The organism is Arthrobacter sp. 2RAF6, from assembly GCF_052115205.1.
Classification (GTDB): Bacteria; Actinomycetota; Actinomycetes; order Actinomycetales; family Micrococcaceae; genus Arthrobacter.
This window is the reverse complement of the sequence record NZ_JBFRGF010000010.1, coordinates 108,280-134,607: the sequence shown is the minus strand read 5'-3', so window position 1 is coordinate 134,607 and position 26,328 is coordinate 108,280. Positions and strand designations below refer to the sequence as shown.

24 protein-coding genes and 1 pseudogene are annotated in these 26,328 nt (G+C 63.4%); 8 read left to right on the top strand and 17 right to left on the bottom strand.

Annotation, left to right across the window (positions count from 1 at the left end):
- From AB4Z38_RS09990 to AB4Z38_RS09965, 6 genes and pseudogenes are all read left to right on the top strand, one after another.
- A pseudogene (locus AB4Z38_RS09990) lies at positions 1 to 220 on the top strand (hypothetical protein); the annotation flags it as partial.
- Positions 221 to 331: 111 nt separating this feature from the next.
- Positions 332 to 1,327 carry a Gfo/Idh/MocA family oxidoreductase gene (locus AB4Z38_RS09985; protein WP_441429561.1) on the top strand — a complete coding sequence of 332 codons (996 nt, stop codon included), beginning with the start codon at positions 332 to 334 and terminating at the stop codon, positions 1,325 to 1,327.
- Entirely contained in the window at positions 1,327 to 2,400 is a 1,074-nt protein-coding gene (locus AB4Z38_RS09980; RefSeq protein WP_441429560.1) for a Gfo/Idh/MocA family protein, read from the top strand. Before AB4Z38_RS09985 ends, AB4Z38_RS09980 begins: the two co-directional genes overlap by 1 nt.
- A gap of 35 nt (positions 2,401 to 2,435) precedes the next feature.
- Positions 2,436 to 3,539 carry a Gfo/Idh/MocA family oxidoreductase gene (locus tag AB4Z38_RS09975; RefSeq protein WP_441429559.1) on the top strand — a complete coding sequence of 368 codons (1,104 nt, stop codon included), beginning with the start codon at positions 2,436 to 2,438 and terminating at the stop codon, positions 3,537 to 3,539.
- A complete protein-coding gene (locus AB4Z38_RS09970; protein WP_441429558.1) occupies positions 3,539 to 4,357 on the top strand; it encodes a TIM barrel protein in 819 nt (272 codons plus the stop codon). The genes AB4Z38_RS09975 and AB4Z38_RS09970 overlap by 1 nt, the downstream gene beginning before the upstream one ends.
- Complete coding sequence (locus tag AB4Z38_RS09965) at positions 4,354 to 5,388, top strand: Gfo/Idh/MocA family oxidoreductase (RefSeq protein ID WP_441429557.1); 1,035 nt, start codon at positions 4,354 to 4,356, stop codon at positions 5,386 to 5,388. Before AB4Z38_RS09970 ends, AB4Z38_RS09965 begins: the two co-directional genes overlap by 4 nt.
- Positions 5,389 to 5,405: 17 nt before the next feature.
- Here AB4Z38_RS09965 and AB4Z38_RS09960 read toward each other — a convergent pair whose 3' ends face one another.
- The 8 genes from AB4Z38_RS09960 to AB4Z38_RS09925 all read right to left on the bottom strand — a co-directional run bounded on the left by AB4Z38_RS09960 (position 5,406) and on the right by AB4Z38_RS09925 (position 12,093).
- The gene (locus AB4Z38_RS09960) at positions 5,406 to 6,659 is read right to left on the bottom strand and encodes an RNA polymerase sigma factor (RefSeq protein WP_441429556.1); all 1,254 of its coding nucleotides are present in this window, start codon (positions 6,657 to 6,659) and stop codon (positions 5,406 to 5,408) included.
- Positions 6,659 to 6,994 (bottom strand): YciI family protein, encoded by a 336-nt coding sequence (locus tag AB4Z38_RS09955; protein WP_441429555.1) that lies wholly within the window; start codon positions 6,992 to 6,994, stop codon positions 6,659 to 6,661. Before AB4Z38_RS09955 ends, AB4Z38_RS09960 begins: the two co-directional genes overlap by 1 nt.
- Positions 6,995 to 7,080: 86 nt before the next feature.
- A complete protein-coding gene (locus AB4Z38_RS09950; protein WP_441429554.1) occupies positions 7,081 to 7,494 on the bottom strand; it encodes an SgcJ/EcaC family oxidoreductase in 414 nt (137 codons plus the stop codon).
- A 596-nt stretch (positions 7,495 to 8,090) separates the two neighbouring features.
- Positions 8,091 to 8,984, bottom strand: coding sequence for a 5-deoxy-glucuronate isomerase (iolB, locus tag AB4Z38_RS09945; protein ID WP_441429553.1), 894 nt, complete (start codon positions 8,982 to 8,984; stop codon positions 8,091 to 8,093).
- A gap of 17 nt (positions 8,985 to 9,001) precedes the next feature.
- A complete protein-coding gene (locus tag AB4Z38_RS09940) occupies positions 9,002 to 9,742 on the bottom strand; it encodes a GntR family transcriptional regulator (RefSeq protein WP_441429552.1) in 741 nt (246 codons plus the stop codon).
- 250 nt (positions 9,743 to 9,992) lie between these two features.
- On the bottom strand, positions 9,993 to 10,445 hold the full coding sequence (locus tag AB4Z38_RS09935) for a hypothetical protein (protein WP_441429551.1): 453 nt from the start codon (positions 10,443 to 10,445) through the stop codon (positions 9,993 to 9,995).
- A gap of 25 nt (positions 10,446 to 10,470) precedes the next feature.
- A complete protein-coding gene (locus AB4Z38_RS09930) occupies positions 10,471 to 10,866 on the bottom strand; it encodes a cupredoxin domain-containing protein (protein ID WP_441429550.1) in 396 nt (131 codons plus the stop codon).
- A gap of 498 nt (positions 10,867 to 11,364) precedes the next feature.
- Entirely contained in the window at positions 11,365 to 12,093 is a 729-nt protein-coding gene (locus tag AB4Z38_RS09925; RefSeq protein WP_441429549.1) for a hypothetical protein, read from the bottom strand.
- A 296-nt stretch (positions 12,094 to 12,389) separates the two neighbouring features.
- On the opposite strand from AB4Z38_RS09925, the gene AB4Z38_RS09920 reads away from it, so the two are divergent.
- Positions 12,390 to 12,791: a hypothetical protein gene (locus AB4Z38_RS09920; RefSeq protein ID WP_441429548.1), complete on the top strand. Its 402-nt coding sequence runs from the start codon at positions 12,390 to 12,392 to the stop codon at positions 12,789 to 12,791.
- An 11-nt stretch (positions 12,792 to 12,802) separates the two neighbouring features.
- Here the strand turns inward: AB4Z38_RS09920 and AB4Z38_RS09915 are convergent, their stop codons facing one another.
- A complete protein-coding gene (locus AB4Z38_RS09915; RefSeq protein ID WP_441429547.1) occupies positions 12,803 to 13,582 on the bottom strand; it encodes a gamma-glutamyl-gamma-aminobutyrate hydrolase family protein in 780 nt (259 codons plus the stop codon).
- A gap of 63 nt (positions 13,583 to 13,645) precedes the next feature.
- Between AB4Z38_RS09915 and AB4Z38_RS09910 the strand changes: the two genes are divergently transcribed.
- On the top strand, positions 13,646 to 14,779 hold the full coding sequence (locus AB4Z38_RS09910; protein WP_441429546.1) for an LOG family protein: 1,134 nt from the start codon (positions 13,646 to 13,648) through the stop codon (positions 14,777 to 14,779).
- 261 nt (positions 14,780 to 15,040) lie between these two features.
- Here the strand turns inward: AB4Z38_RS09910 and AB4Z38_RS09905 are convergent, their stop codons facing one another.
- From AB4Z38_RS09905 to betA, 8 genes are all read right to left on the bottom strand, one after another.
- Positions 15,041 to 15,856, bottom strand: a complete 816-nt coding sequence (locus AB4Z38_RS09905; RefSeq protein WP_441429566.1) for an IclR family transcriptional regulator — start codon at positions 15,854 to 15,856, stop codon at positions 15,041 to 15,043.
- A gap of 120 nt (positions 15,857 to 15,976) precedes the next feature.
- Positions 15,977 to 17,233: an aminopeptidase P family protein gene (locus tag AB4Z38_RS09900; protein WP_441429545.1), complete on the bottom strand. Its 1,257-nt coding sequence runs from the start codon at positions 17,231 to 17,233 to the stop codon at positions 15,977 to 15,979.
- Positions 17,234 to 17,264: 31 nt separating this feature from the next.
- A complete protein-coding gene (locus AB4Z38_RS09895; RefSeq protein ID WP_441429544.1) occupies positions 17,265 to 18,671 on the bottom strand; it encodes an MFS transporter in 1,407 nt (468 codons plus the stop codon).
- A 280-nt stretch (positions 18,672 to 18,951) separates the two neighbouring features.
- On the bottom strand, positions 18,952 to 19,926 hold the full coding sequence (locus AB4Z38_RS09890; RefSeq protein ID WP_441429543.1) for an ABC transporter substrate-binding protein: 975 nt from the start codon (positions 19,924 to 19,926) through the stop codon (positions 18,952 to 18,954).
- Between the two features lie 41 nt (positions 19,927 to 19,967).
- Complete coding sequence (locus tag AB4Z38_RS09885; RefSeq protein ID WP_441429542.1) at positions 19,968 to 22,001, bottom strand: ABC transporter permease; 2,034 nt, start codon at positions 21,999 to 22,001, stop codon at positions 19,968 to 19,970.
- The gene (locus AB4Z38_RS09880) at positions 22,001 to 23,035 is read right to left on the bottom strand and encodes a quaternary amine ABC transporter ATP-binding protein (protein WP_441429541.1); all 1,035 of its coding nucleotides are present in this window, start codon (positions 23,033 to 23,035) and stop codon (positions 22,001 to 22,003) included. Before AB4Z38_RS09880 ends, AB4Z38_RS09885 begins: the two co-directional genes overlap by 1 nt.
- Positions 23,032 to 24,552, bottom strand: coding sequence for an aldehyde dehydrogenase family protein (locus AB4Z38_RS09875; protein WP_441429540.1), 1,521 nt, complete (start codon positions 24,550 to 24,552; stop codon positions 23,032 to 23,034). The genes AB4Z38_RS09880 and AB4Z38_RS09875 overlap by 4 nt, the downstream gene beginning before the upstream one ends.
- Positions 24,549 to 26,321 carry a choline dehydrogenase gene (betA, locus tag AB4Z38_RS09870; RefSeq protein WP_441429539.1) on the bottom strand — a complete coding sequence of 591 codons (1,773 nt, stop codon included), beginning with the start codon at positions 26,319 to 26,321 and terminating at the stop codon, positions 24,549 to 24,551. Before betA ends, AB4Z38_RS09875 begins: the two co-directional genes overlap by 4 nt.
- Between the last annotated feature and the right edge of the window lie 7 nt (positions 26,322 to 26,328).

Below are 26,328 nucleotides of genomic sequence, written 5' to 3'. Positions count from 1 at the left end.
CATCGGCTACTACGACAAGAAGGACATCACCCTGGACGAACTCACCGCCCAGATGGCCGGCGGCGCGGAACTGGCCGAACTCGCCCACGAACTCGAACAACTCGGCGGACACACCGAAGCCCTCAAGGAAGTCCAAGCCGAAGTCGCCGGGGTAGCTGACGTTGCTGACGCTACCGACGCTGCTGACGATTCAAGGGAAAGCAGCCCGCGGCACGCCTAGCGCGCCGGGAGACAGCACGGACGGAGACGGGGGTCCGCCGGAAAAGCGGACGGGCCCCCGCTCGCCATGCCACCGCAGGAATGTGCACGAAGTAATAGACGGGAAGACAGCATGCCGATCCGGGTTGGCGTTATCGGCGCCGGTGTTATGGGCGCAGACCACATCAGGAACCTCTCCACCACCATCAGCGGAGCCGAAGTCACCTTCGTGGCAGACCTAGACGCCGAACGAGCGGCAGCCGCGGCGCCGCCGTCCGCTCGCATCACCACGGATCCTTCCGAGCTGATCAACTCCAGCGAGGTTGACGCCGTCGTCGTCGCTTCACATGACTCCACCCATGCCGGACTGGTGCTGGAATGCTTCGAAGCAATGACCCCGGTGCTCTGCGAAAAACCGCTGGCCCCCACGCTCCTGGAAAGCCGCGAAGTGGTGGAGGCCGAAGCCGACCTCCTGGCCGCAACGGGTGCCCGGCTGCTGTCGATGGGCTTTATGAGGCGCTTCGATCCCGGCTATGTCGCCCTGCGCGAAGCCACCCGGGCACGCACGCAAGGCGAGCCTTTGCAGGTCCACTGCACTAGCCGGACCGCAGCTGCGGGACCGGGCGCGAGCTCGGAGTCCGCCATCACCAACTCGGCCATCCACGAGCTCGACATCATCCCCTGGCTGCTGGATTCGCCCATCACTGAGGTGTCCTGGCAAGCGGGACGGAGTTCCCGGCACAGTACCGGTGACCTGCGGGATCCAGCCTTCATGCTCCTGCGCGCGGCCGACGGCACGCTGGCCACCCTCGAACTCTTCCTCAACGCGCAGTACGGCTACACCACCCGGTGCGAGGTCGTGTCAGAGTTCGGCACCGCGGCACTCCCGGAACCGGCCGCCCTCGACGTCCGGCAAGAAGGGAAGCGCAGTTCCGAAATCCCTACCGACTGGCGTCCACGCTTCGCCGACGCTTACGGCTTGCAACTTCAGGCCTGGATTTCAGCCCTCGAAAAGGGAGAGCCTGCGCCGCTCGCCACGGGTGAGGATGGACTGCGCGCGTCGCAGCTTGCACAAGCGATGATCCGCTCGCTCCACAGCGACGGAGCCTACACGAAGGTGGTCTACTGATGGTTTCATCGGGCCTGCCGGCATCGGGCATGCCGGCATCTGGTCTTCCGGTGTCCCGGGTGCCGGATTCCCTCGACGCTCCTGCGTTGCGCTGGGGGATCATGGGCCCGGGGTGGATTGCCGAACGGTTCACGGAATCGGTCCAGGCACACTCACGGCAAGTGATTGCCGCCGTCGGCTCCCGCTCTTTGGATCGGTCCAAGGCTTTCGCGGAAGCTTTCGGCGTGCCCGCCGCCTATGGGAGCTACGAAGAGCTGGCCGCGGCTCCGGACATAGACATCGTGTACGTGTGCACGCCACACAACTTCCACCACGCGGCCGCCGTGCTCGCCATCGACGCCGGCAACCACGTCCTCATCGAGAAACCGATCGGCCTGAATGCTGCGCAGACCCGGGATATCGCCGCGCGGGCCAAGGCAGCAGGCGTTTTCGCGGCCGAGGCCATGTGGAGCTTCTTCCTTCCGAAGTTCGACGTGATCCGGCAAGTGCTCGACGCCGGGACGCTGGGTACCGTGACAACGGTCCTGGCGGAATACGGCGAGCACTTCGAACGCAGCCACCGCATCTTTGACGCCGCTCTGGCTGGTGGGCCTTTGCTGGATCTGGGCACCTACCCGCTGGCCCTCATCACCGAAGTCCTGGGTGCACCGGAACGCTTGAGCGCTTTCGGTCAGCACCACGAATCGGGTGTCAACGCCCAGCTCTCCGCCATCATGCAATTCCCCGGTGGAAGCCAGGCCCTCATGAATACGCACCTGCATAATTTCACCCCCACGGCGGCAACGATCGTTGGCTCCGAGGCCACGTTGACCATCGATGGCCCCTTCAACATGCCTGGCGGTTTCGAGATCCGGTTCCCCGACGGCACACGACTTCGCCACAACGAGGCATCGGGCGGGCATTTGGAAGGCTTGCACTATGAAGCCGCGGCGGTGGCCCGCGCCATCGCCGCCGGTGAGACGGAAACCCGACAGCGGCCCCTGGCCTCCTCCATCCGGACGATGGAAGTTGCCGATGAGATCCGCCGCCAGGTGGGCATTGAATTCCCGGGCGAAGGCAACGCGCCTGCCTGAGCAATTGTTGTACTGACTATCGAAAGGACGGGCCCATGGCCTACATCGAACAGCATTCAGCCGGACTTCCCACGCCGGTGCGGCTTGGCCTCATTGGCTCCGGCTGGATGGGAGCGTTCCACGGCGAAAGCATAGCCCGCAGGGTTCCCGGTGCGGTGCTGGCCGCCGTCGCCGATCCCAACGTGGACTCCGCAGCGTCGGTGGCTGCCCAGCTTGGCACGGCGAAGGTCACGGCCGATGCCGCCGACATCATGGCCGATCCGGACATCGATGGCGTAATCATTGCCAGCCCGGCGCGCTTCCACGCTTCCCTGATCGCCCAGGCCGCAGGCGCCGGCAAGCACGTGTTTTGCGAGAAGCCCGCCGGCCAGAGCCTCGAAGAGCTCGACGCCGCCCTAGTCGCCGTCGAAGCGGGAGGGGTACATTTCCAGATCGGCTTCAACCGCCGATACGCCACCGACTTCCAGGCCGCCAAGAAGGACCTGGCCGAAGGAATTGTGGGGGAGCCGCAGCTCTTGCGCTCGTTGACGAGGGACCCGGGCACGGGGAGCATCGGACACGCGGCCAGGATTCCGGCCTGGACGATCTTCCTGGAAACCCTCATTCACGACTTCGACACCCTGAACTGGTTCAACGAAGGTGCCGAGCCTGTGGAGGTGTACGCGGTCGCGGACGCCTTGGTGGAACCGGGCCTGCGTGACCAGGGATTCCTGGACACGGCTGTCGTCACCGTCCGCTACAGCAATGGAGCCTTGGCAGTGGCGGAAGCCAACTTCAGCGCGCTTTACGGCTACGACGTCAGGGGCGAAGTCTTTGGCTCCAAGGGCATGGTTCAGGCCGGCCGGTCCACTGAAACGGCTGCCTTGAGGTACACGGCAGAGGGCCTTTCCGCGGAGACTCCGAGGCTCAACGTGGAACTGTTCCGCGATGCCTACACCGATGAACTCGTGGACTTCGTGGCGGCAGTCCGCGCACGCCGCGATGGCACGCAGCCGCCGTCGGGCGCTTTCACCCTCACCCCGGGAGCCGCTGACGCGCGCCGCGCCCTCGCGATGGCTTTGGCCTGCATCGAGTCGGTCCAGCAAGGCGGACCGGTGGCGGTACCCGCCGTTTCGAGCGACAGCAAGGCCGGTGTCTGATGCGGCTGGCCGTTTGCGCCGAAATGGTCTTCACGGAGCTGCCGTTCACCGAACGTGTACGTAGGATCCATGAGGCCGGATTCGACGTCGAACTCTGGGACTCGAGGAGCAAGGACATTCCGGCACTCAAGTCGAGCGGCGCGGTCTTTTCCTCGATGACCGGGTACACCTCCGGGAGCCTGGTTGACGCCGACACCGCCGATGACGTGGTGAGGACGGCTGAGACGCTGATTCCGACCGCTTTGGAACTCGGCGTCAGCCGCATGGTGGTTCACTCGGCGGAGCTGATCGACGGGAAAGCAGCCCGTCCCGTCTACCGGTCCAACGGCAGCATGTGGATCACGGGTGCCCGGACCTTGGAGCGCCTTGGCGCGCTCGGGGAAAAGCACGGACTGACGTTCTGCCTGGAAAATCTCAACACCGTGCTGGACCACCCCGGAATTCCGCTGGCCCGGGCCAAGGACACCCAGGCGCTCGTGGAGGCGGCCGGACATCCCAATGTGAAGATGATGCTTGACCTGTACCACGCACAATTGGGGGAGGGGAACCTCATTGAGTTGGTCCGCACCGCCTTGCCGCACATCGGCGAGATCCAGGTGGCGGACGTCCCGGGGCGCTGCGAGCCCGGCACCGGCGAAATCAACTACTCGGCTGTGGCCCGGGCACTCGTGGCCGCGGGCTATGAAGGCACCGTCGGCATGGAGGCGTGGGCCAGTGGTGACGACATGGAGGCTCTTGAAGAGTTCCGCCGGGCGTTCACGGTTGAGACCGATATATCCCGGGGCGCATCTGCATTTTCAACGGAGGTAGCGCGATGAAGGACGTCGTTCTCGGACTGGTCGGAGTGGGGCGGATCGGCGTGATGCACGCCAACAACATCGCCGCCCTCAACGGGGAACTGAATGCGCAGGGCATCAACGTGGAGTTGCGGCTCACAGACGTCGCCGAAGACCACGCCCGCAAGGTGGCAGCCGGTCTCGGCGCTCAATTCCTGCCGTCGGTAGAGGCTTTGATCGCCTCCGGAGTGGATGGGCTGGTCATCGCGACCGGCACGGGCACTCACCCGGAATTGATCCGCGCGGGCGTGGACGCCGGTATCCCGGTTTTCTGCGAGAAGCCCGTGGCCATGAATGTGGCCGATTCGCTGCCTGTCGTGGAACATATCCGTGCCAACGACGGAGTGGTGCAGATCGGCCACCAGCGTCGCTTCGATGCCGGCTATCTCGAGGCCAAGCGCGCCTACCAAGCTGGCGAGCTCGGCTGGATCCACTCGCTGCGCGCCGTGACCTGTGACATGGCGCCGCCGCCCGTGGAGTTCCTGGCAACGTCCGGCGGGCTGTTCCGCGATTGCTCGGTCCACGACTTCGACATCCTGCGCTGGCTGACCGGCCGCGAAATCGTGGAGGTCTATGCCAAGGGTTCCAACAACGGCGATCCCGCCATCGGCGAAGTGGGTGATGTGGACACCGCGTTGGCTTTGATCACGTTCGACGACGGGACGGTCGGCACGGTGTCGGCAACGCGTTACAACGGTGCGGGGCACGACGTCCGCCTCGAAATCCAGGGCTCGAATCGTTCCATTATGGTCGGCCTGGACGACAAGACAGCCATGGAATCAGCCGAGGCCGGCGTAGCCTTCCCGTCCGGAGAACCCCACAAGACCTTCGCCGAACGCTTCGACCAGGCCTACCGCTCCGAAATGGCGGCCTTCGTTGAGCTGGTCTTGGGCCAACGGGAGAACCCGTGCACCCCGGAGGACGCTGTCGCGGCTTCCCGTGTGGCGGATGCCGCGCAGGAGTCGCTGGCAAGCGGGGTCCCGGTCAGGGTGGCGCTGGCTGTTCGCGGCTAGCGGCGCAACGTTCGGATTCAACCCGTCAGTTCGCTCAGACGGGTCCGGAGGTAGCTTCGTTCGGTGTCATTCTCAGTCAGGATTAGCGCCTCCTCGAAGGCGACCCGGGCCTCGTCGAAACGGCCCAGCCGGGTCAGGAAGTCGGCGCGAGCGGCGGCAAGATACGGGTATCGGGCGAGTCGCGGATCGGCTCCGAGTGCATCCAGCTCAGCCAAACCTTCCGCGTGGCCCACCGCGAAACCGAGGGCGATGGCCCGGTTAAGTTTGACGACGGGAGAGGACCACGTTTCGATGAGCAGGTCGTAGAGCCCCAGGATCTCCTGCCAGTCAGTGTCGGACCACGACTTGCTCTCGTCATGCACGGCCGCGATTGCCGCCATGAGGGCGAAGCGGCCCGGTGGCCGTCGGCTCAATGCCTCGCGCAGGAGCGCCACCCCTTCATCGATGGCCGCCCGGTCCCATTTCGATCGGTCCTGGTTCTCCATCAGCACGAGCTCACGGTGCTCATCGAGCCGGGCGCCACTGCGGGCGTCGGTAAGTAGCACGAGCGCGAGAAGCCCCCCGACGTCGCGGTCGCCGGGAAGCAGGACGCGTAGCATTCTCGCCAGCTCATGGCCGCGCTCGGCGAGATCTCGCCGCATCAGGTTCGCTCCTGATGGGGCGGTGTGCCCGGTCGTGTACACCAGGTAGACCGCGGACAGTACGCCGTCGATACGCTCGCGCAGCTCGGACGCGGGCGGCACCCTGTACGGGATGTGCGCGGCCCTGATCTTCTTTTTCGCCCGGGTAATCCGCGCCGCCATCGTCGCCTCCGGTAGCAGAAACGCCCGCGCGACATCGGCCGTGGACAGCCCGCACAAAAGCCGCAGCGTCAGAGCGACCTGCGCGTCAGGTGCGAGGGCGGGGTGGCAGCACGTGAAGATCAACCGCAGCCGATCATCGGCTATGTCTTTCGTGTCGCGGCCCGGCTCGTCGAGTAAATGCATTTCCGGGTTGATCAGTTTGGGGAGCGCCCGCTGTGCTGTCGCGGCGCGTCGGTGCATGTCCACGGCTCGTCGCCGCGCGGTCACTGTGAGCCACGCTCCAGGGTTCTCCGGGATGCCACGCGTACCCCATGTCGACAATGCGCTGGCGTACGCATCTTGGACGGCTTCTTCCGCTGTGTCGATATCACCGGCGGTGCGCACGGTGGCCGCCAACACGAACGCCCACTCCCGACGGTGCGCCTCCGCAACCGCAGCAGCGACCTCCCGGCTGGCGGCCGGCGGCATCAGCTCGCCACTCGCACGGGCCGAACCTCGACCCCGACCCCGGCGGGAACCTCCTTGGCGATCTCCAGCGCCTCGTCGAGGTCGGCGGCCTCGATCAGGTAGTAGCCGCCCAGTGTCTCCTTCGACTCGGCGAAGGGACCGTCAGTCACCGTGAATCCGCCGGACCCGTCGTGCCGGATGGACGTCGCCGTCTCCGCCGGCTCGAGTGCGGCCCCGCCAAGCAAAGAACCCCCGCGACGCTGCATGAACGCTTGGTAGTCGGCGCTGATCGTCTCGCCCGCGACTTCTTTCGTCGCCACTTCATCCTGGAAGATCAGGACCAAATACTTTGACATTACGTACTCCTTTCGTGTGCCCCTTGGTTTGAGCTTTCACCAAATCGACGCCGAACACTTTGCGGAATCGGCTCTTCGACGCGTTTTCAGTGGGCCGGCGCATTGGCGTATGAGGCGACCACCCAGCGCCCATCCTGTCGAACCAACACCCAGGTGGCAATGACTTCGCGGTCGATCGGGAGATGGGCCTCTCCTGCCATGAGAATGCCGGCCTTGCTGACTACGATCGCCGTGTGGCCTCCGATAACCCGGATACTCACAGGTTCATCGACCGCTTGGGAACCTTTGAGCGGACCCTGGAAGCCGGCAGCCATGGAACTCCGGATCTCCTCCTTGTCGCGGTGATAGGTTCGCGGCATAACCACCGTGGCATCGTCCCGATACGGTGCCACGAAAGCGTCCGCGTCATTGTCTGCCCATGCGGCGTAGATCTCGCTGAAGAGGCTGCGGATCTCGGTGGTCGCCTCGGACTGGGCGTTGGCCGGCTCGTTCTTCGACATTGGTCTGTTCCTTCCATTGCTGTCAGTAAGGCCTTCCATTCGGGCCCTTACTCATACGACGCGCGCCAGAGGTACAGATCGACAACTGTGGCCAGACCTTTAAAAGAAGCACGAGGATCCCCTCCTGCACGGAATGCGGGAAGCCGTCTGCACTCAGGCCATAGACGGGATCCTGTACCGGCTGCACTGAAACTCGAAGACGAGAAGCGGTGCCTGTAACAATGTGCGTATGCCTCTCCATAACTATCCGGTCCGACGTCTGTCAGAGGATCCCACGAATGTTTTGGACCGTGGTCAATGGCCGGCGGCTCTGCCGCCTATAGCCCAGGTGCTCGACCAGGGCCTTGATCTGACGCCCGCGACGGTTCTCGTCGGTGAAAACGGGTCGAGAAAAACCCCAGCCGGTGCGGCGATATCGCGTTTCACGACATGTCGGAGGTCATTCTTGGATTCGCCTGAGCGGTACCTCCGGCACATCTAGTTAGTGCAGGCATATCCCCTGAGACACTCAGGAAAATCGATGTTGCTTCCTGAGCGCACCTGCCCACTCCTCGCTAGGCAAGAGAGGTAACTGCCAGTCGTCTAGCAAGCCTCCCTCAGGCGCCGAACGGCAATCGGGGGTCGATGTCCTGACCGTCCCAGCTCTGCCGCACCCACCCGTGGTGGGGGTCGTCGCTGATGAGCCACTCGCGTACGGGTCCCGGGCCGGCCATGACGTTCAGGTAGTACAGGTCGTAGCCGGGAGCGGCCATGGCTGGGCCGTGCCAGCCATACGGAACAAGAACGACGTCGCCTGTCCTAACCTCCGCGGCCACATCGATCGGGCGGTCATCGGAGGCGTAGACGCGTTGGTAGCCGATAGCATCGGCGTCTTCAGGGGCGCCGGAGCCGTCAGCCACCCGGGTCTCGAAGTAGTAGATCTCCTCCAGTTGCGATTCGCCGTCCTTTTCCTCGTCGTGCTTGTGCGGGGGATAGGAGGACCAGTTGCCCGCGGGGGTGAGCACTTCGCAGACGATGAAACGGTCTGCCTCGAGGGCGGCCGGAGTGCCGAAGTTGTGGACCTGGCGCGAGCAATTGCCTGCTCCGCGCAGCTCAACCGGGGTTTCCGCGGCGGTCACGAGCCTGGTGGGGTACGACGCGTTGGCCGGGGCGGTCGCGACGGCGACTCGGCCGCCGTCGGGCGAACTGATGGTGACGGCGACGTTCGTGCCGGAATACAGGACATCGCTGGGGCCATGGAAAACAGACGCCCGCCCCGCAAGGGGATACTCGACGTCGTCGACAGTCACCGTGAAGGCGCCGTTGAGCGGCACAATGATCCGCTCTTCAGCTGCGGCGGGGAGCTCGACGGTGGCGCCCGCGGCGAGCGTGGCGACCTTGAGGCCCGTGTGGGCCCAACCGTCCACAGTCAACGCGGAATCGGAGGTTCCGAGCGAGATGTCCCAATCGCCGTCGTTGGCGGTTCCCAGAGGATAGACCCAGTTGGCCATGAAGTTATGTCCTTGCGTTAGCGCTGTACGAGTGTCATTTCGAAGCTGTAGGAATCGGCCCGGTACACGTGGTGGCCGGTCTCGACCATGCGTCCGGTGTCGTCGACGGCGGTGCGCTCCATGGTGACCAAAGCCGAGCCGACTTCTGCCTCCAAGAGAGGTGCTTGGTAGTCGTTGGCGATCATGGCGCCGATCCGCTGCGAGGCGAGGCGGAAGTTGACTCCGCCGCGGCGGAGGATGGCGTAGAGGCCCTCTGCGGCGAGCATGGACTCGTCCATTGTGGTGATGTCGTCGCGGACCCAGTTCTCCATGAGCGCCAGCGGCTTGCCGCCCACCTTGCGCAGGCGGGTGAAGTGATAGACCTTGGAACCGGCCGGAAGCTGGAGGGCGGTCAGTGTGGCTGCGTCGGCTTCCATGTGCGAGAAGCTGAGGACCTGCGTTGTGGGCTTCTTGCCGTTGTTGGTCAGGTCGTCGTAGAGGCTGGAGAGCTCCAAGGGCCGGCGGACCTGGCTCGACACCACCTGTGTGCCGACGCCGCGCTTGCGAACCAACAGGCCCGAGCGGACGAGTTCGTCCATCGCCTTGCGCATGGTGGGCCGGGACAGGTTGAGCTGGGCGGCGAGGTCGATTTCGTTGTCCAATCGGCTGCCGGGCTCCAGCACTCCGCTGTGGATTGCGGCCTCGATGCCCTGGACCACCTGGTGGTACAAAGGCACAGGGGAAGAACGGTCGATTGTGAGGCCAAGTTGATTCGCCATTGCATGCTCCCTCGCATTCCGGGACTGTCCCGGAAGTTGCAAGCATGTCCGCTCATGTTCGCTTGATAGGACATACTGCTTTACTGATGATAGCAGGAGCATTGTGCGGGTCAAGGGTACCGGAGGCGCGTTTATTGTGCCGTTTCAGGCTCCTTGTTTGGAATATGTCCAGACATCAGAACCATGTGCGGGTGGGCTGCGGCGGCGGGTGCGCCTTCCGGCGTCGGGCGCCTTCAGGGGCGGCGCACCTTCAGGGGCGGCGGCGGCGGGCGCTGCCGCGTTGCCGGAGGTAGCCGACGGCCGCCAGGACGGCTCCCAGTCCCTCGGCGACTGCGCTGAGGGACTTCTCGAAAAACCATACGGGCTCGTACATGGACGGGATCGGACCTATGGCAGGTATGTCGACATATCGGTAGAGCAGGACCGCAATGAGCGCGCTTCCAGCGATCACTACCGCGGCCGCGTAGGACGGCCGGCTGCCTCGGACCAGGACATACACGGCGACGAGGATTGCGGCTGCGGCCTCAATCCGGAACAGGTTGCCTTGCCCGATTCCGCCCGGGGCACCCAACTGGTAGCCCGGGGCAAGATCGAAATGCACCACGGCGTCGATGACGAGGGCTGCCGCCACAAGCAGTCGCAACAGGATGTCCTTGGGCCTGCGGCTCATCGGCTTGCGGCGGGCCGCTTCACGGGTGCTCATTTCACTGTGCTCATTTCAAGAGTGCTCATTTCACGACCAGGGTTCCGTGCATATTGGAGTGGTAGGTGCAGTGGTAGGGGTAGCTGCCCGGTGTGGTGGGGGCCGTGAACTGGGTTGTTCCGCCCCCGCCGTCGACGGCGGCGTCGAAGGCTTTGCCATCGTCCGAGGTGACCGTGTGGGCCTGGGTGTCCTCGTTCTTCACGGTGATCTTGGCGCCCGGGCTGACCGAGACGGGTCCTTGATAGCCGAAGTCCTTGATGGTGATGGTGAGCGATTGGGATTGCGGAGCGCCGGAGGACGCGGCGGAAGGTGGGCTCGATGATGCGCCATAGCCGCCGGTTCCGGACGACCCGCAACCGCTCACGGCGATCAGGGCGGCCGCCGCAACGATAACCATCATCGCCTTGGGGTGGTTCCTCATGATTGGTTCCCCGCTTCTCGTGTCCGGTGGCCGCAATGTGCTTGCCACAATGATGAGACGAATTCCGAAGCGGTCAGGTTCACCGGCGCAGGAAATTGCCATTGGCGGCCGGAGGTCGGCCGCTCGATCACCCCACGGGACGCAGCGCGGGGCCGTGCGGTCAGTCGACATGGTGGACTCGGCCTAGAACGCCATTCCTGTAAACCGCTGCAGCAAAGAAGGTTTCCCGGACCGTATTGTATGTTGGCGCTGCCTGTCAGCCATGTCGATCCCGAAAGCACGGCTGTTCCTAGGAATTTATTCCCCGACCCAATAGGCGTGTTCAATCGGTTAGTAAGAAGAGACGCGATGAGTTCACCTTTCACTCGTATCGGGGACAAGCGTGGTCGAGACCGGTTCTCGGGCTTGTGCAGTAAAGCAAAGAAGGGACCGGCCTAAGTCGGTCCCTTCAAGTTCCTTCAGTAAAAGAAATCTGTGCTGCGGTGTCGTCCTGGCTCTTTAGGGAGATGTATCCCATCGGGACGTATTCTGGACGTAGAAGGTCAATGAGACCGTAAAGGAGTAATAAGTCATGGAGACTATCGCGCTGGCCCGGCCCCGGGCCGCGCTGGAGCAGTTTTGGGTTCCTTGGAGAACTTCCTGTGTGATTCCCCCCACCGAGCCGACCCCGCTGTACCATGCGCCGTAGACGCTATAGATCTTAGCGGCGAAATTCGGCGAGCAGTCGGTGCCGCGTCGACCGTCGGAATCAAAGCCCATTGAGAACGTGAATTGATCCGTTCGCACGCTGCAGTTCCGGAACTCCCAGGTTCCCACCCCGCTCCAGTCCGAGCAGCCCCTGATCGACATCGGGGTAACTTCACCCTTCGTTGGACCTGTCTCGCCCCTAGCAGGGTCTTCGAAAGTTGTCTCCGCAACTGAGCCGTCGGAGAATTCCTTCCTAACGACTGTCTTCTCTGGGGACTTCCTGGTCTTCGTGCTGATAGGTTCGGCTCCAGTCGCCGATTCGGGTTGTATACCTTTTTCAAGGTTTGCAATTAGCCTATCCCTGACATTCGGCGATATTCCGAGACGCAGGCTGGAATCCATGACGAAAGCAAGGTCGGTGGCGGTAAGCCCAGGTGTCTTCGCCTGAGCTGGGGGTGCCAGCAAATGGAGGTGGCCGCCAAGACAGCCGTCAATAAGGCAATTCTGAATCTCATTTCTCCCCAATCGTTGTTTTGCCATCTAGTGAATTCATAAGCGGACTTACTACTCCGGCTTGCTAAATTCGCTAGATTCTGAGCTAGGGAAATGAGTGTAATCACTCAGAACAATTGTCGTCAAGGGTTTCTTGAACAGTCACTTGGCATCGAGGGATCGATCCATCTATGTGCATTAGGGTGGTGGCGTCAAAGCATCCGGGCCTGCGGAGATTCTGTGCCGCTCGCTGGATAGTTTGTCATTCGCCCATTCCCTTACGAATGATTCTTGAGGTATTCTTGGCTCAACTGGGACGCGCATACTTCAACGGGGGAATGCAATTGGGCAGATTGTTTGATGGACCATGGGTACTCATCCTCGTCTTCATTGCTGTGGCGGTCGTTATGGTCCTGGTCGTTGTGAACGCCGTAAACAGGTCAAGGCGTTCTGATCTCGCTGCTTTCGGCCTCTCAGGACATGGGCAGCGCCCCGGACTCGGTGGATCGGCCGTTCCCCTCGAGGCCTATGTCCAAGGACTGGGCCACCGCTCCGCAGCCACGATATTTGGTGTCGTCGGAATTTTTGTGCTGGGCATTGTCTTCGGTCCTCTGGCGCTCGTTCAGGCGTCAAAGGCCGAGGCATTAGGGGTCCAGGCGACCGCTGGCAAAGTTCTCGGTTGGATCTGTGTGGTCGTGAGTATTCTTTGGCTGATCTTCATTTTCGCCGCTTTGTCGTCCCGATAGGGGCCGCTCGATCACCCCACGGGACGTAGCGTCCTGCAGACCTCGACGAAAGCCTTGAACGGGGCGAGCCGTTCCTCCTCAGGCAGTTGCGAGGCCTCGGGATGCCATTGCACGGATGCCACCCAGCGCTGTGGATCCTCAAGGGCTTCGACCGTGCCGTCCTCCGCGACCGCCGTCACCACCAAGCCATCGCCTACCCGTGCCACGGCCTGGTGATGCCCCGAAGCGATCCGCACCGAGTTCCGTGAGCCATAAAGCCCAGCCACTTTGGAACCCGCTGAAAGTTCGACGTCGTGCCACGCCCAGGCGCTGAGCTCACCTTCCGCCGGGGTCAGGCCGTTGTGTTCCACCAGCGATGGGTGCATGTCCTGGATGAGCGTCCCGCCATAGACCACGTTGAGGAGTTGGTGGCCGCGGCAGATGCCGAGGGTGGGCAAACCGGCGTCGAGCGATCCGCGGGCGACCGCCAGGTCCAGGCGATCCTGGTCAGGATTGACGTCGTAGCAGGCTTCAGTCGCTTCTTCGCCGTAGAGTCGCGGGTCCAGGTCCCCGCCGCCGGGCAGCACGACTCCGTTGAGGGAACGTAGCTCGTCGGCCAGTCGGCCGGCTTCGTCGGTAAAGGAGGCGTCCAGCAGTACAGGCTCCGCACCGGCGTCGCGCACTAGTTCGACGATGAAGTCGAAGAGTTCATTCGCCTCTCCCACGCGAGGATCCGCGCTTCCGGAGCTGCTGAGGCGGACAGGAATGCCGATCCGGGGCCTTAAGCTGCTTTGCTGTTCGGAAGTCTGCATGCTCCATGATGCACTGGCCGGTCGGCTCCTGCGCAACGGGAATCGCGGGCTTACGCTGATGCCATGAATCCGTCCCGCGCACTGGCTCCCAGTCCCCGCACGCTCGACATTGACAGCGTGGCCCATTTCGACCGGCTTCTGAGCTCCGGTGCCGCAACGATGCACGGATGGCACGCCCAGTCGCTGGACCTGCGAGGCCGACGCGCGGGCCTGCAGAGGTTGGATCCCCAAGGCGCCATCTTCCTGGGCTGCACCTTCGACGACGGCGTGGAGGATTCGCTGCGCAGCCGCGGCGCACTCATCTTTCCCAAGCTGCGCGGCGTGCCGTTCAACCCGTACCGGGGCAGCCTCTACAGCGCCGCCGAACTGTACGAGGACATTGACTCCACGGAGTACGAAGCCACGCTCGACGCCCTGGTCTACCAATGGAGCATCATGCCGGGGCAGCGGACAAGCCTTGACGCCACCCTTGCCGCCGCGCTGCACGACCACGCCATCGGGGACGCCCTGGACGAGCTCCTTGGCAACGGGGATTTCGCGGGGAACAAGATCGTGGGAGTCATGGGCGGGCACGCCGCGCAACGCGGAACGACGGACTTCGACGACGCGGCGCGCCTTGGTCGGCTCTTGGCTCTGTCCGGCTTCACGGTGGCCACCGGGGGAGGACCGGGTACCATGGAAGCCGCCAATTTGGGTGCCTACTTGAGCGGCCTGCCCGACGCCGACTTCGCCGTCGCGCTGCAATCGCTCGCGGCGGTGCCGGGTTTCCGTCCCTCGGTGACGGCCTGGGCGCGGGCGGCGGCCGCCGTCGTCGGGCACTATCCGAGCGGGACGACGTCGCTGGGCATCCCCACCTGGTTTTACGGGCACGAGCCGCCCAACCTCTTCGCCACCCACATCGCCAAGTATTTCGCCAACTCCATGCGCGAAGCGATCTTGCTGGAGCTATGCAACGGCGGGATCGTGTTCCTTCCGGGCTCCGCCGGCACCGTGCAGGAAATCTTCATGGACGCGTGCGAGAACTTCTACGGCGCCCCGGAAACCGTCACCCCCATGGTGCTCGTAGGGCGCGACCACTGGGAGCACAAGTATCCCGCGTGGCCTATGTTGCATAGCCTTGCCGCCGGGAAAGTGATGGAGCGGCGGATCTTCCTGGTGGACAGCGTCGAGGAAGCGCTCGCCGTCGTCGGGGCCTAACCGCTGACTGGGTTCCGTCGCGGCGGCCTTGGTTCCCGCCCGCCCGGCACATAGGACATGCCTGCCTTGGCTCTGAGCACTGGACATATTGCGAATATGCCCACCTCTCGACTCCAAGGCTGGACATGTCCCTTGGATTGAGAGCGTTATGTCCGATGCTGGGGCTTGGGGTTGGGCATGTCCAGTGGATCACGAGTCGGCATGTCCATTTCTGGGATCCAGAACTGGGCATGTCCTGTGGGGTAAACGGGGATCGTCGGGTCAGTGCGGGGGGCGGCCGCCTAGGCGCGTGGTGATTTTGCGGGCTGCGTCTTGGCATGCCTCGCCGAGGCTGGCGAGAGTATCCTGCGAGATCCGGAACTTGGGCGCGGGAATCAGGACGGAGGCCACGATGTCTCCGCGGTGGTCAAAGACGGGGGAGGCAACGCCGACTTCTTCGATGGATGTTTCGCCGAAATTGAATGCCCACCCCCGCTTCACAGACTCCTGGAGCCGGAGAAGGTAGGCCTCAAGTGCTTCCTCGTCGAGCCCGGGCAATGTGATGGAGCCGCTTCGCAGGAGCTTGCGTACGCGGTCGGCGTCTTCGGCGGCAAGGAAGACCTGTACCGAGGAGCTGAGCGCCTCGTTGTAGCGGGCACCCAAGGGGGCGAGGTGCTTGACCTGGTGACGGCTGGCGATTTGCTCAACGCACATGGATTCGCTCCCGTTCCACACCATGAGCGCGCTCGTCTCGCCCGTCCGCTCGCTCAGTTCGCGCAGCACGGGATAGGCAACCCGGCGCTCTTCCAGTTCGGCAAGGAGCGGGCCGGCAAGGGCGATCATCCCCAGGCCAAGCCGGAAGCGGCGGGACTCGGAGTCGCGCTCCACCAAATGTTCTTGTTCGAAGGTTGCCAGGATCCGGGACACGGTGCTCTTGTGCAAGCCGATCCTGCCGGCGATCTCGGTGACTCCCAGCAAGGGTTCCTCGGCGGTGAAGCTGCGGAGCACGGCAATGGCGTTCTCGAGTACCGAAGCGCCTTTGGAATCGCCGTTTGCCGGGGTGTCACTCGTGATTACACGCGGTTCTGCTGGGGTCATGATGGTCACTATATGGCTCTTTTTATTGGGACATGCCCAGCCTTGGCCTAGAGCGATGAGCATATGAGTCATATGTCCACTGCTCGGGCGCAAGGCTGGGCATGTCCATTGGGGTGGGTGTCAGGCGCCGATGATGTTGTATTCCGGGCCGAACGGGAACTTGGTGATGTTCTCGGCGCCGTCTTCGCCGACTACCAGGATGTCGTGCTCCCGGTACCCGCCTGCACCTGGCTGGCCGTCAAGGACCGTGATCATCGGCTCCATGGAGACGACCATTCCGGGCTCCAGGACCGTATCGATGTCTTCGCGCAGCTCCAGTCCGGCTTCACGACCGTAGTAGTGCGAGAGGACCCCGAAGGAGTGTCCGTAGCCAAACGTGCGGTTGGCGAGCAGTCCATGCGAAACGTAGATCTCGTTGAGCTCCGCGGCGATGTCCTTGCAGACTGCCCCGGGCTTGATGAGTTCCAGTCCGCGCTTGTGCACGTCTACGTTGACGTTCCATAGTTCCAGGGAGCGGGCATCGGGTTCGCCGTAGAACAGGGTGCGCTCCAGGGCCGTGTAGTAGCCCGAGGTCATGGGGAAGCAATTCAGCGACAGGATGTCGTGTTCCTGGATCTTGCGGGTGGTGGCCCAGTTGTGGGCACCGTCCGTGTTGATGCCGGATTGGAACCATACCCAGGTATCGCGGATTTCGGAGTCGGGGAACGTCCGGGCGATCTCGTGCACCATCGCTTCGGTGCCGATCAACGCCACTTCGTACTCGGTGATTCCGGCGGTGATGGCGTTGCGGATGGCCTCGCCACCCAGGTCGCCGATCCGGGCACCGTGCTTGATGACCTCGATTTCCTCGGCAGACTTGATCATGCGCTGGCGCATCGCGGCCTGGGCCACATCCACAAGCGTTGCGCCGGAGAACGCGGCCTGGATCTTGTTGCGGTTGTCCAACGGCAGGGAGTCGTCCTCAACGCCCAGGCGCCGGACGTTGATCCCGCGGGTGCGCAACACCTCCTGGATGCCGAAGATGTAGTTGTCCCGGCGCCAGTCCGTGTAGACCAGGTTGTCTCCATAGCTTCGGCGCCACGGCATTCCGGCGTCGATGTTGGCGGTGACCGTGACGGTGTCGTCGGCCGTGACGACCATGGCGTAGGAACGGCCGAAGTAGGTGAACAGGAAATCGGAGTAGTACTTGATGGAGTGGTAGCTGGTCAGGACGACGGCGTCCAGTTCCTTCTCAGCCATGATCCGGCGAAGACCCGCAAGGCGTCGCTCAAACTCTGCGTCGGAGAAGGTCAGGGAGACCTTCTCTCCGTTGTTGAGGACCTTGAGGCGCTCAAGCTTGGCGACGTCGTTGACGGCTTCATTCTCGGTGATGGTCATGGGTGGTGTTCCTTTCAATGGGTGGTTGTTTTCAGTCCTGCTGCAGGGGCTTCTTGGAAGTCTCCACAGCGAAGAGGACCGCGATGAGGGAAATGACGGCGGCCGCCACGAGGTACCAGCCGGGAGCCAGTTGGTTGTGGGTCAGGCCGATCAGGAGTGTTGCCATGAATGGGGCGGTGCCGCCGAACAAGGCGTTCGAGAGATTGAAGCTGACGGCGAAGCCGCTGTAGCGGACCCTCGTGGGGAAGAGCTCGGCAAGGAAGCTGGGCAGGGTGCCGTCGTTGAGCGTAAGCATGCCGCCGAGCAGGATCTGGACCAGGACAATGACCAGGAAGTTGCCGGTATCGAGGAGCATGAACGCGGGAACGGTCAGCACCACGAACAGTACGGAAGCCGTGATGAGCATGCGCTTGCGGCCGAACCTGTCCGATGCGATCCCGGTCAGGAAGATGAATCCGATGTAGCTGAGGAGGGCAATGGTCGTGGCCAGGAACGATTCGGCTGCACCGAAGTGGAGTTCCTCGGAGAGGTACGTCGGCATGTAGCTGAGGATCACGTAGAAGCCGACGGCGTTGAGCAGCACGGCGCCCGTCGCGATGATGAGCTGCTTGCGGTACGTCTTGAACATCGCGAAGGCCGGAGCCTTGACCGCGGTGTCTTTCGCGGCCATTTCGCGGAATGCCGGGGTGTCCTCGAGTTTGGTGCGGATGTAGCGGCCAATCAGGCCCATCGGGGCGGCCAGGAGGAAGGGCAGGCGCCAGCCCCATTCGCCGAGCTGATCGGCGCTCAGCACCGAGCTGAGCAGTGCCGCCAGCAGGGAACCGAGCAGCAGGCCCGCCGCTGTACTGGCAGGTACGACGGCGGCATAGAGTCCGCGCCGATTGGCCGGTGCGTATTCCACCAGGAAGGCCGAGGCACCTGCGTATTCGCCTGCTGCCGAGAAGCCCTGGACAACGCGGACGAGCAGCAGGAGGACTGGTGCCATGACGCCGATGGTGTTGTAGCCGGGGATCAGGGCGATGCAGAACGTTGCCACGGACATGAGGACGATCGACAGGGAGAGTGCCTGTTTGCGTCCGAGCCGGTCACCGATGTGGCCCCAGATGAATCCGCCCAGTGGACGGACGAAGAAGGAGACGGCAAAGACGCCGAACGTGGCGAGCAGGGCGGTCTGCCGGTCCGATGCTGGGAAGAAGACGGTCGAGATGATCCCGGCAAGGTAGCCGTAGACGGCGTAGTCGAACCATTCGACGAAGTTGCCGATGAAGCTTGCAGTGATGACGCGGCGGCGGGTGTCCTTGCTGACCGTGTGGTTGTTGGATGGCTTTGACGGGCCACCCGGGGTGGCTGGTGCGTCGGGAAGCTCGCCGGATCCGCCTTTGGATCCGGCATTAGCGCTTCCCGGGGTTGCTGCCACGGAGGATGTTTCGTTTTTCATGAATCCACCAAGAATTTTTGGGGTTGCATTCAACGCAACGCTGTTGCACCAGAATAGATGTGTTGTGCGTCACCGTCAAGAGTCTGCGGCTTCCGCCCAACTGGCTCGCACTAGATGTCGTATTGGACGCTCTAAACGACATCTAGTGCGAGCCAGTTGGGAGGGGTGACGCAATAACTGCAACGCGGTTGCGTAGAATGAGTAAGACCAGCTCCGGGCGCCAAAAAAGAAGCTCCCCGGATCCATGGATCCGGGGAGCTTCAAATCAAGCGTCGGGAGACTATTTGAGCCAGGCAGCCACCACGTCGGGGTGGGCATCCACCCATTTCTTTGCTGCGGCATCGGGCTTCATGCCGCCCTGGATGTCCGTTGCTACGGAGTTCTGGTCCGCGTTGGTCCACGAGAACGCCTTGAGCAGTTTCGCGGCGGGAGAACCGCTGTCCGCGAACTTCTTGGCCATCACTTTGTTCAGCTTGTAATCCGGGTAGTCACAGGCGACCTTCTCGGCGTCGGAATCACAGCCCGGGGTGTAGGCGGGCAGGCTGACCTTCTTGAGGGGGACCTCGGAAAGGAACCATTGCGGTTCGTAGAAGTAGCCAAGGAGCGGTGTCTTGTTCTTTTCGGCCGTACGGAACGACTGGATCAGAGCTGCTTCCGAGCCCGAGAAGACCACTTTGTAGTCGAGGCCCAGGTTCTTGACGAGGGCTTCATCGTTGGTTACGAACGCGGGGTCCCCGTCCAATACCTGGCCCTTGCCGCCGGATTCGGAGGTAGCAAAGAGTGACGCGTACTTGTTCAGGTTCTTGCTGTCCAGGATGTCCGGGTACTTCTGGACCATCCATGGTGGTACGTACCAGCCGATGTGCCCTTCGTTGCCCGTGGGGCCGGCATCCACAGCCACTTTTTGGTCCGTGATGTACTGCTTCGTGAGGTCCGCGTGACCCCAGTTCTCAAGGATGACATCGACTTCACCGGAACCAAAGCCCTGCCAGGAAATCTGCTCCGACAGGTCCTTCTGGACTACCGTGCAACCGAGTTTGTTTTGGGCTATGTAGCTGTAAACAGCCGCATTTGCCGTGTAGCCGACCCACGCGTTGAGGGCGACATTGACGGTCCCGCAGGGCGTATCCGAGGAGCCTGCGGCTGCCGCTTGGTTCACGGAAGCGCCTCCGCAGCCAGCAAGCAAGAGGGCTGCAGCAACGGTTCCGGCCAGTACGGGAATTGTTCGTTTCAAAAGCTGTCTGGTTCTACTCATGGTTGGGGTCTCCTTGTTGGGGCGGTGTGAACGGGGAGGAATTAGTGCGCGCTCGATTTTGCTGAGCGGATTTTACGGACGGGGTCGGCTGCCGCAGCTTGGGTCATCCGGTCCAGCAGGATGCCGAGGAAGACGATGGCCAGGCCGGCGGCAAGGCCCTTGCCGAACAGCGAGCTCTGGACAAAGCCAGCGACGACGTCGTAGCCCAGACCGCCTGCGCCGACCAGGGCTCCGACTACCACCATGGCCAAGACGTAGATCAAGCCTTGGTTTGCGGCGAGGGCCAGGGATTTCCTTGCCATGGGGAGTTGCACCTTGGTGATGACCTGCCAGGGAGTTGAACCGCTGGATACCGCAGCCTCCATGACGGTGGGGGAGATCGCTGCGATGCCGTCGGCCGTGATCTTGATGGCCACAGGCGCTGCGTAGATAATTCCGGCGACGATGGCCGTGAATCTCGTTGCGCCGAAGAGGCCTAGGAACGGAACCAAGTAGACAAAAGCAGGCATGGTCTGGCCCGCATCCAGCATGGGCCGCATGACCTGGTCCACCTTGCTGGACCTGCCCATCGCCACACCGAAGATGATGCCCAGCACCATGACCACGGCCGTGGCAACAAGGGTGCTGGCGAGGGTGACCATGGCATCGCTCCACAGGCCCAGGTAGATGATCGCTGCCAGGCATGAGGCGGTGACCAGTGCCAGCTTCCAACCACCGAGTGCGTAGGCCGCCACGAGGACAACAACGATGAGGAGGTAGAAGGGGGTCTCGGCCAGAAGGGATTGGAACGGGTTGAGGATTCCGTTTGTCAGGGCCTCGCGGAAGGACACCGTAAACAGGGAGAGATTTGTCTGCAGCCATTCGCTGGCAGCGCCGACTCCGCTGACGATGTCCGGGCCAAAGTTGAGGTTCTTCGGAAAGGCTGCGGCCCAGAGCATCGTCCGGGAAAGCTGGACCATGACAAAGACAACAAGGAGGCTCACAGCGAGCAGGATGTACCTGCTTTTCCGCGATATCCGGCGCTTGCGGGCTGCCCCGGGTTCGGCCCGGCGGCTGGCAGCCGTGGTGACCCGGTCCAGCACAATGGCCAAAAGGACGATCGACAGGCCGGCGTTGACTGCTGTCCCGACGTCGAGCGACTGCAGGGCACGGACAACCACCTGTCCCAGCCCCGGCGCCGCGATCAGCGCTGCGATGGTGACCATGGACAAAGCAGCCATGGTGCTTTGGTTGATCCCCATCACGATGGTGCGCCGAGCGAGGGGGAGTTGCAGGGTCAGAAGCCGCTGAAACCCTGTGGTGCCCAAGGAGTCGGAGGCCTCCCTGGTGTTCTCTGGGATGTTCCGGATTCCGTGTGCCGTCAGCCGGATGAGCGGGGGCACCGCGTAGATCACCGTGGCGATTACCGCGGAGGCAGGGCCGATCAGGAAGATGAGGGCCAAAGGAGCCAGATAGACGAACGTGGGGAGGATTTGCATGAAGTCGAGCACCGGAGTGATCACTTGGGAAACCCGCCCCGAGATCCCGGCCAAGACTCCGAGCGGGATGCCGATCAGGAGGCTGAACAGCACGGCTGTGAGGACGAGGGCGAAGGTGTAAGCCGCTTCAGTAAACAGACCCTGGAGGCCGAAGAACGTGAATGCGGCTGCCGTCAGCAGCGCCACGCGGGCATTGCCGACCGCAAAGGCGATCCAGCTGAGCAGACCGACAGTTCCCAGCCAGCCGATTTCCGGTAGGCGAAGCCCGGTGGAGCTGGCGGCAAAAGTGCTGGTGAATAGATTTGCGACTGAATCGACGGCGGAGCGGAAGGGAGTGAAAACGTACTGGAAAACGGGATTGTCCGCCCGGTTTGAGGCCACCCAGGCATTGAATTGGTTGAGGGAGCGGTGGAGGTCGGTGAGCTCCGACGCCGGTAGTGTGAGGGTCGCCGTGCCGTGGAGGAACAGGAATCCAACGAGCCAGACGACGCCGGCCCCGCCCAGGAGCAGGGTGCGGCGGCTGAGCCGTTTGCGCGGTGGACGGACGGAAACGAGACCGGTCTGAACCGGGGCGCGATCGCGAACGAGAGTGGACATCACGCCGCAACTTCCGTGCTCCGGATGACCGACAAGATGCTGTCGCGGTCGATCTGGCCGGTGATCTTGCCGGAGTCTTCCACCAGGACAGGACACGATGAGTTCATGACGGTGGGGATTGCGTCGCGGATGATCATGCCTGCGCTCAGGACGGGAGCATCCCCAGGGGTGCCCAAAGCCACAGGATCGGTGATCCACTTGAGCGTCAGGACATCCGCGCGCGGCACTTCAGAGACGAAGTCCGCAATGTACTTGTCCGCAGGCGATCCGACGAGATCATCGCCTGTGCCGCATTGGACCGTTTCCCCGTTCCGCATGATCAGGATGCGGTCCCCGAGTTTGAGCGCTTCGGAAAGGTCGTGGGTGACGAAAACCATCGTCTTGCCCATCTCTTTGTGCAGCCGGATGACTTCCGCCTGCATGTCGCGTCGGATGAGCGGGTCCAGGGCCGAGAACGGTTCGTCAAAGAGGATGGTGTCCGGGTCGCCTGCCAAGGCGCGGCCCAGCCCGACGCGTTGCTGCATCCCACCGGAGAGTTGATCGGGGAAATGCTGTTCGTAACCCTTGAGGCCCACGAGCTCGATGATTTCGCGCGACCTGGCGTAGCGCTCGTTCTTGGCGGCGCCACGGATCTGCAGCCCGTAGGACACGTTGTCCAGCACGGTGCGGTGCGGCAGGAGGCCGAAATGCTGGAAGACCATGGACATTTTCCGCCGGCGCAGCTCCCGAAGCTCGCCGGTTCCTGCCTGCGTCACGTCCTTGCCGTCCACGAGGACACTTCCCGACGTCGGTTCGATTAGCCGGGTGAGGCACCGGATCAGCGTGGATTTTCCTGATCCGGACAGGCCCATGACGACGAACACCTCGCCTTTGGCGACATCGAAGTTCATATCCCGCACGGCTGCATTGCACCCGGTGCGTTCAAGCAATTCGGCGGAGCTCAAACTCGACAGCTCGGTATCCTTGGGGATCTTGTCACCTCCGGGTCCGAAGACCTTCCAGAGATTGCGCACTGATATGTCAGGACTGCTCATTGCTGTACTCCTGCCTGTGGCGGCTCGAACCAATGGCTGGGCCCGGGGCTGATGTTTTGCCAGATGTGTTTTGTTTCTCGGTATTCGGCCAAGCCTGCGAGCCCCAATTCGCGGCCGTTGCCGGACTGTCCGAAGCCGCCCCATTCGGCCTGCGGAACGTACGGGTGGTAGTCGTTGATCCAGACCGTCCCGTGGCGCAGGGCTTCGGAGACCCGCTGGGCCTTCGAGGCGTCTGCCGTCCACACTGCGCCGGCCAGTCCGTAAACAGTGTCGTTGGCCAGTCGGATGGCCTCTTCTTCGGTGGAGAACGTTTCCACCGTCATGACGGGTCCGAAAGACTCCTCCTGGACCACGCGCATCGAGGTGGTGCAACCGTCCAACACCGTGGGCGGGTAGAAACTGCCACCGGCCAGCTCCGGGCTGTCCGGAATGGAGCCCCCGCACAGCAGCCGGGCGCCTTCTGCAACGCCGGCCTGCACGTAGGCGTGGACCTTGTCCCGGTGGGCCGTGGAGATCAGCGGGCCGGTCTGGGCTTCCTGGTCGAAGGGGCCGCCCAGACGGATCAGGCGTGCTCGGCGGACCACTTCGGCCACGAACTCCTCGTGAATGGACTCCTCGACGATGAGCCGGGCCCCGGCCGAGCAAACCTGGCCGGAATTCAAGAAGACGGCCGTCAGGGCATTGTCGATAGCGGCCTCCCGGTCGGCGTCGGCGAACACGACGTTCGGGTTCTTGCCGCCGAGCTCAAGGGCCACACGCTTGACCGTCTGCGCCGCGGCGACCATGATCCGCTTGCCGGTTTCCAGCCCGCCCGTGAAGGAGACCAGGTCGACCCGCGGATCCGAACTGAGCACGGCCCCCACCTCCGGTCCCGTCCCCGTCACGAGGTTCGCGACGCCGTCGGGCACACCGGCTTCACGCAGCGTGTCCATGAGCAAGATGGACGTCGAAGGCGTCAGCTCACTGGGCTTCAGCACAAAGGTGTTTCCGGCAAGCAGCGCCGGTGCAACCTTCCACGAAGCCTGCAGGAGCGGGTAGTTCCATGGCGTGATGAGGCCGCAGACGCCCACCGGTGCATGGACGATCCGGCTGATGGCGCCGGGCCGGCCGGTATCGATGACGCGGCCCGCGTCCGTGCCCGCCACGCTGCCGTAGTAGCGGAAGCAGGCTATGACGTCGTCGATGTCGTATTCGGCTTCGACCAGGCGCTTGCCGGTGTCGAGGGCCTCGGCTGCTGCGTAGCCGGCCTTGTCCCGCTGCAGCAGCCCGGCCACACGGAGCAGGATCGCGCCGCGTTCCAGTTCGGGCGTGCTCGGCCAGCCGCCGTCGTCGAACGCCTTCCGGGCGCTCGCCACCGCGGCCTCGGCATCTGCCGCCGTGCACTCCGCGACGTCGGCAACGTGCGTACCGTCCGCCGGGCAGCTGATGCTGCGGATTCCTCCGGCGGACTGCCGCCAGCCGCCGTCGACGTAACTGCCGCGCACCGTGTGGGTCTGGGAAAGTTGTGGGCTGTTCATGCCGCTCCTTGGTTCCTTGCCGGAGTGACCTCGGGCCGGCTGTCCAGGCTGTCCAGGCTTTCCAGGCTGTCCGGAACCGGTCCGTCTGCACCCGGAACCGCGCCGTGACGGTAGAACTCGGCGGCGATCGGAGCGAGGGGTTCGCGGCCCTGGATCAAGTCCGCGGCCTTCTCGGCCAGCATCATGACCGGCGCGTAGATGTTGCCGTTGGTCACGTAGGGCATTGCCGAAGCATCGGCCACCCGCAGGCCCGAGGTGCCATGCACCCGCATGCTGAGCGGGTCCACAACGGCCATGGGATCCGTGGCCGGGCCCATCTTGGCTGTGCAGGAAGGGTGCAGAGCGGTTTCGGCGTCGCGGGCTACCCAGTCGAGGATTTCCTCGTCTGTCTGGACGGCTGGGCCGGGGGAGAGCTCGCCGCCATTGAACGGCGCCATGGCAGACTGCTCCAGGATGTTCCGGGAAATCCGGATGGCTTCCACCCACTCGCGCCGGTCCTGCTCAGTTGAAAGGTAGTTGAATTTCATGGACGGGTGGGCGGTCGGATCCGTGGAGGTGATCTTCAGGCTGCCACGGGCGTCGGAATACATGGGCCCGATGTGCACTTGGTAGCCATGCTTGGCGTCGGCCTTCTGGCCGTCGTAGCGGACGGCCACTGGCAGGAAGTGGAACATCAGGTTCGGGTAGGCCACGTCCTCGTTGGAGCGCACAAAACCGCCGCCTTCGAAGTGGTTGGTGGCCGCCGGCCCCTTGCGCCCGAACAGCCACTGCAGGCCGATCCACGGGTAGCGCCACAGGCTCAGGCTTGGCTGCATGGACACCGGCTGGGTGCAGGCGTGCTGGATGTAGACCTCCAGATGGTCCTGGAGGTTTTCGCCGACGCCGGGGAGGTCAACCACGGGTTTGATGCCGAGGGACTTGAGGTGCGTGGAGTCTCCGACGCCGGACAGCTGCAGGAGCTGCGGCGTGTTGATGGCTCCTCCGCACAGGACGACTTCCTGGGCGTCCACGCTGTGCTGCTTGCCGTTGCGTCGGTAACTGACGCCCGTTGCCCTGACATCGGAAGTTCCAATGCCGTCGAAGTTGATTTTCGATACGAGCGCCCGGGTCCGCACGGTGAGGTTGGGCCGGTCGAGGTGTGGCCGCAAGTAGGCACGGGACGCAGAGAGCCGCTGGCCCTTGTGTACATTGCGGTCGAAGGGGCCGAAGCCCTCCTGCCGGTACCCGTTGACATCGTTGGTTCGTGCGAATCCGGCTTGTTGTGCGGCTCGGAAGAACGCTTGGAAAAGGGGATTGCGCGCCGGACCGCGTTCAAGGACCAGTGGTCCGTTGTGTCCCCGCAGCTCATCGCTGGGATCCGCGGCGAGGGCGGTCTCCATGCGGTTGAAGTACGGGAGGCAGTGGGCGAAGTCCCATGTTTCCATCCCGGCGTCGGCTCCCCAGCGTTCGTAGTCCAAGGGATTGCCGCGCTGGAAGATCATGCCGTTGATGGAGCTGGAGCCACCCAGGACCTTGCCGCGGGTGTGGGCGATCCGGCGTCCGTGCATGTGCGGCTCGGGGTCGGATTGGTAGCGCCAGTCGTAGAACCTGTTCCCGCTCGGGAACGTGAGTGCTGCGGGCATCTGGATGAACAGGTCCCAGGGGTAGTCGCTGCGGCCGGCCTCCAGGACCAGGACGGTCTTGGTGCGGTCTGCGCTGAGCCTGTCAGCCAGCACCGATCCGGCGCTGCCCCCACCCACAATGACGTAGTCAAACTTTTCGTTGGCCATTAGTTGA

What these genes read in the sequence shown, in the direction of transcription:
- AB4Z38_RS09985 (WP_441429561.1), top strand. Translation starts at nt 332, where the DNA reads ATGCCGATCCGGGTTGGCGTTATCGGCGCCGGTGTTATGGGCGCAGAC.
- AB4Z38_RS09980 (WP_441429560.1), top strand. Translation starts at nt 1,327, where the DNA reads ATGGTTTCATCGGGCCTGCCGGCATCGGGCATGCCGGCATCTGGTCTT.
- AB4Z38_RS09975 (WP_441429559.1), top strand. Translation starts at nt 2,436, where the DNA reads ATGGCCTACATCGAACAGCATTCAGCCGGACTTCCCACGCCGGTGCGG.
- AB4Z38_RS09970 (WP_441429558.1), top strand. Translation starts at nt 3,539, where the DNA reads ATGCGGCTGGCCGTTTGCGCCGAAATGGTCTTCACGGAGCTGCCGTTC.
- AB4Z38_RS09965 (WP_441429557.1), top strand. Translation starts at nt 4,354, where the DNA reads ATGAAGGACGTCGTTCTCGGACTGGTCGGAGTGGGGCGGATCGGCGTG.
- AB4Z38_RS09960 (WP_441429556.1), bottom strand. Translation starts at nt 6,659, where the DNA reads ATGCCGCCGGCCGCCAGCCGGGAGGTCGCTGCTGCGGTTGCGGAGGCG.
- AB4Z38_RS09955 (WP_441429555.1), bottom strand. Translation starts at nt 6,994, where the DNA reads ATGTCAAAGTATTTGGTCCTGATCTTCCAGGATGAAGTGGCGACGAAA.
- AB4Z38_RS09950 (WP_441429554.1), bottom strand. Translation starts at nt 7,494, where the DNA reads ATGTCGAAGAACGAGCCGGCCAACGCCCAGTCCGAGGCGACCACCGAG.
- iolB (WP_441429553.1), bottom strand. Translation starts at nt 8,984, where the DNA reads ATGGCCAACTGGGTCTATCCTCTGGGAACCGCCAACGACGGCGATTGG.
- AB4Z38_RS09940 (WP_441429552.1), bottom strand. Translation starts at nt 9,742, where the DNA reads ATGGCGAATCAACTTGGCCTCACAATCGACCGTTCTTCCCCTGTGCCT.
- AB4Z38_RS09935 (WP_441429551.1), bottom strand. Translation starts at nt 10,445, where the DNA reads ATGAGCACCCGTGAAGCGGCCCGCCGCAAGCCGATGAGCCGCAGGCCC.
- AB4Z38_RS09930 (WP_441429550.1), bottom strand. Translation starts at nt 10,866, where the DNA reads ATGAGGAACCACCCCAAGGCGATGATGGTTATCGTTGCGGCGGCCGCC.
- AB4Z38_RS09925 (WP_441429549.1), bottom strand. Translation starts at nt 12,093, where the DNA reads ATGGCAAAACAACGATTGGGGAGAAATGAGATTCAGAATTGCCTTATT.
- AB4Z38_RS09915 (WP_441429547.1), bottom strand. Translation starts at nt 13,582, where the DNA reads ATGCAGACTTCCGAACAGCAAAGCAGCTTAAGGCCCCGGATCGGCATT.
- AB4Z38_RS09910 (WP_441429546.1), top strand. Translation starts at nt 13,646, where the DNA reads ATGAATCCGTCCCGCGCACTGGCTCCCAGTCCCCGCACGCTCGACATT.
- AB4Z38_RS09905 (WP_441429566.1), bottom strand. Translation starts at nt 15,856, where the DNA reads ATGACCCCAGCAGAACCGCGTGTAATCACGAGTGACACCCCGGCAAAC.
- AB4Z38_RS09900 (WP_441429545.1), bottom strand. Translation starts at nt 17,233, where the DNA reads ATGACCATCACCGAGAATGAAGCCGTCAACGACGTCGCCAAGCTTGAG.
- AB4Z38_RS09895 (WP_441429544.1), bottom strand. Translation starts at nt 18,671, where the DNA reads ATGAAAAACGAAACATCCTCCGTGGCAGCAACCCCGGGAAGCGCTAAT.
- AB4Z38_RS09890 (WP_441429543.1), bottom strand. Translation starts at nt 19,926, where the DNA reads ATGAGTAGAACCAGACAGCTTTTGAAACGAACAATTCCCGTACTGGCC.
- AB4Z38_RS09885 (WP_441429542.1), bottom strand. Translation starts at nt 22,001, where the DNA reads ATGTCCACTCTCGTTCGCGATCGCGCCCCGGTTCAGACCGGTCTCGTT.
- AB4Z38_RS09880 (WP_441429541.1), bottom strand. Translation starts at nt 23,035, where the DNA reads ATGAGCAGTCCTGACATATCAGTGCGCAATCTCTGGAAGGTCTTCGGA.
- AB4Z38_RS09875 (WP_441429540.1), bottom strand. Translation starts at nt 24,552, where the DNA reads ATGAACAGCCCACAACTTTCCCAGACCCACACGGTGCGCGGCAGTTAC.
- betA (WP_441429539.1), bottom strand. Translation starts at nt 26,321, where the DNA reads ATGGCCAACGAAAAGTTTGACTACGTCATTGTGGGTGGGGGCAGCGCC.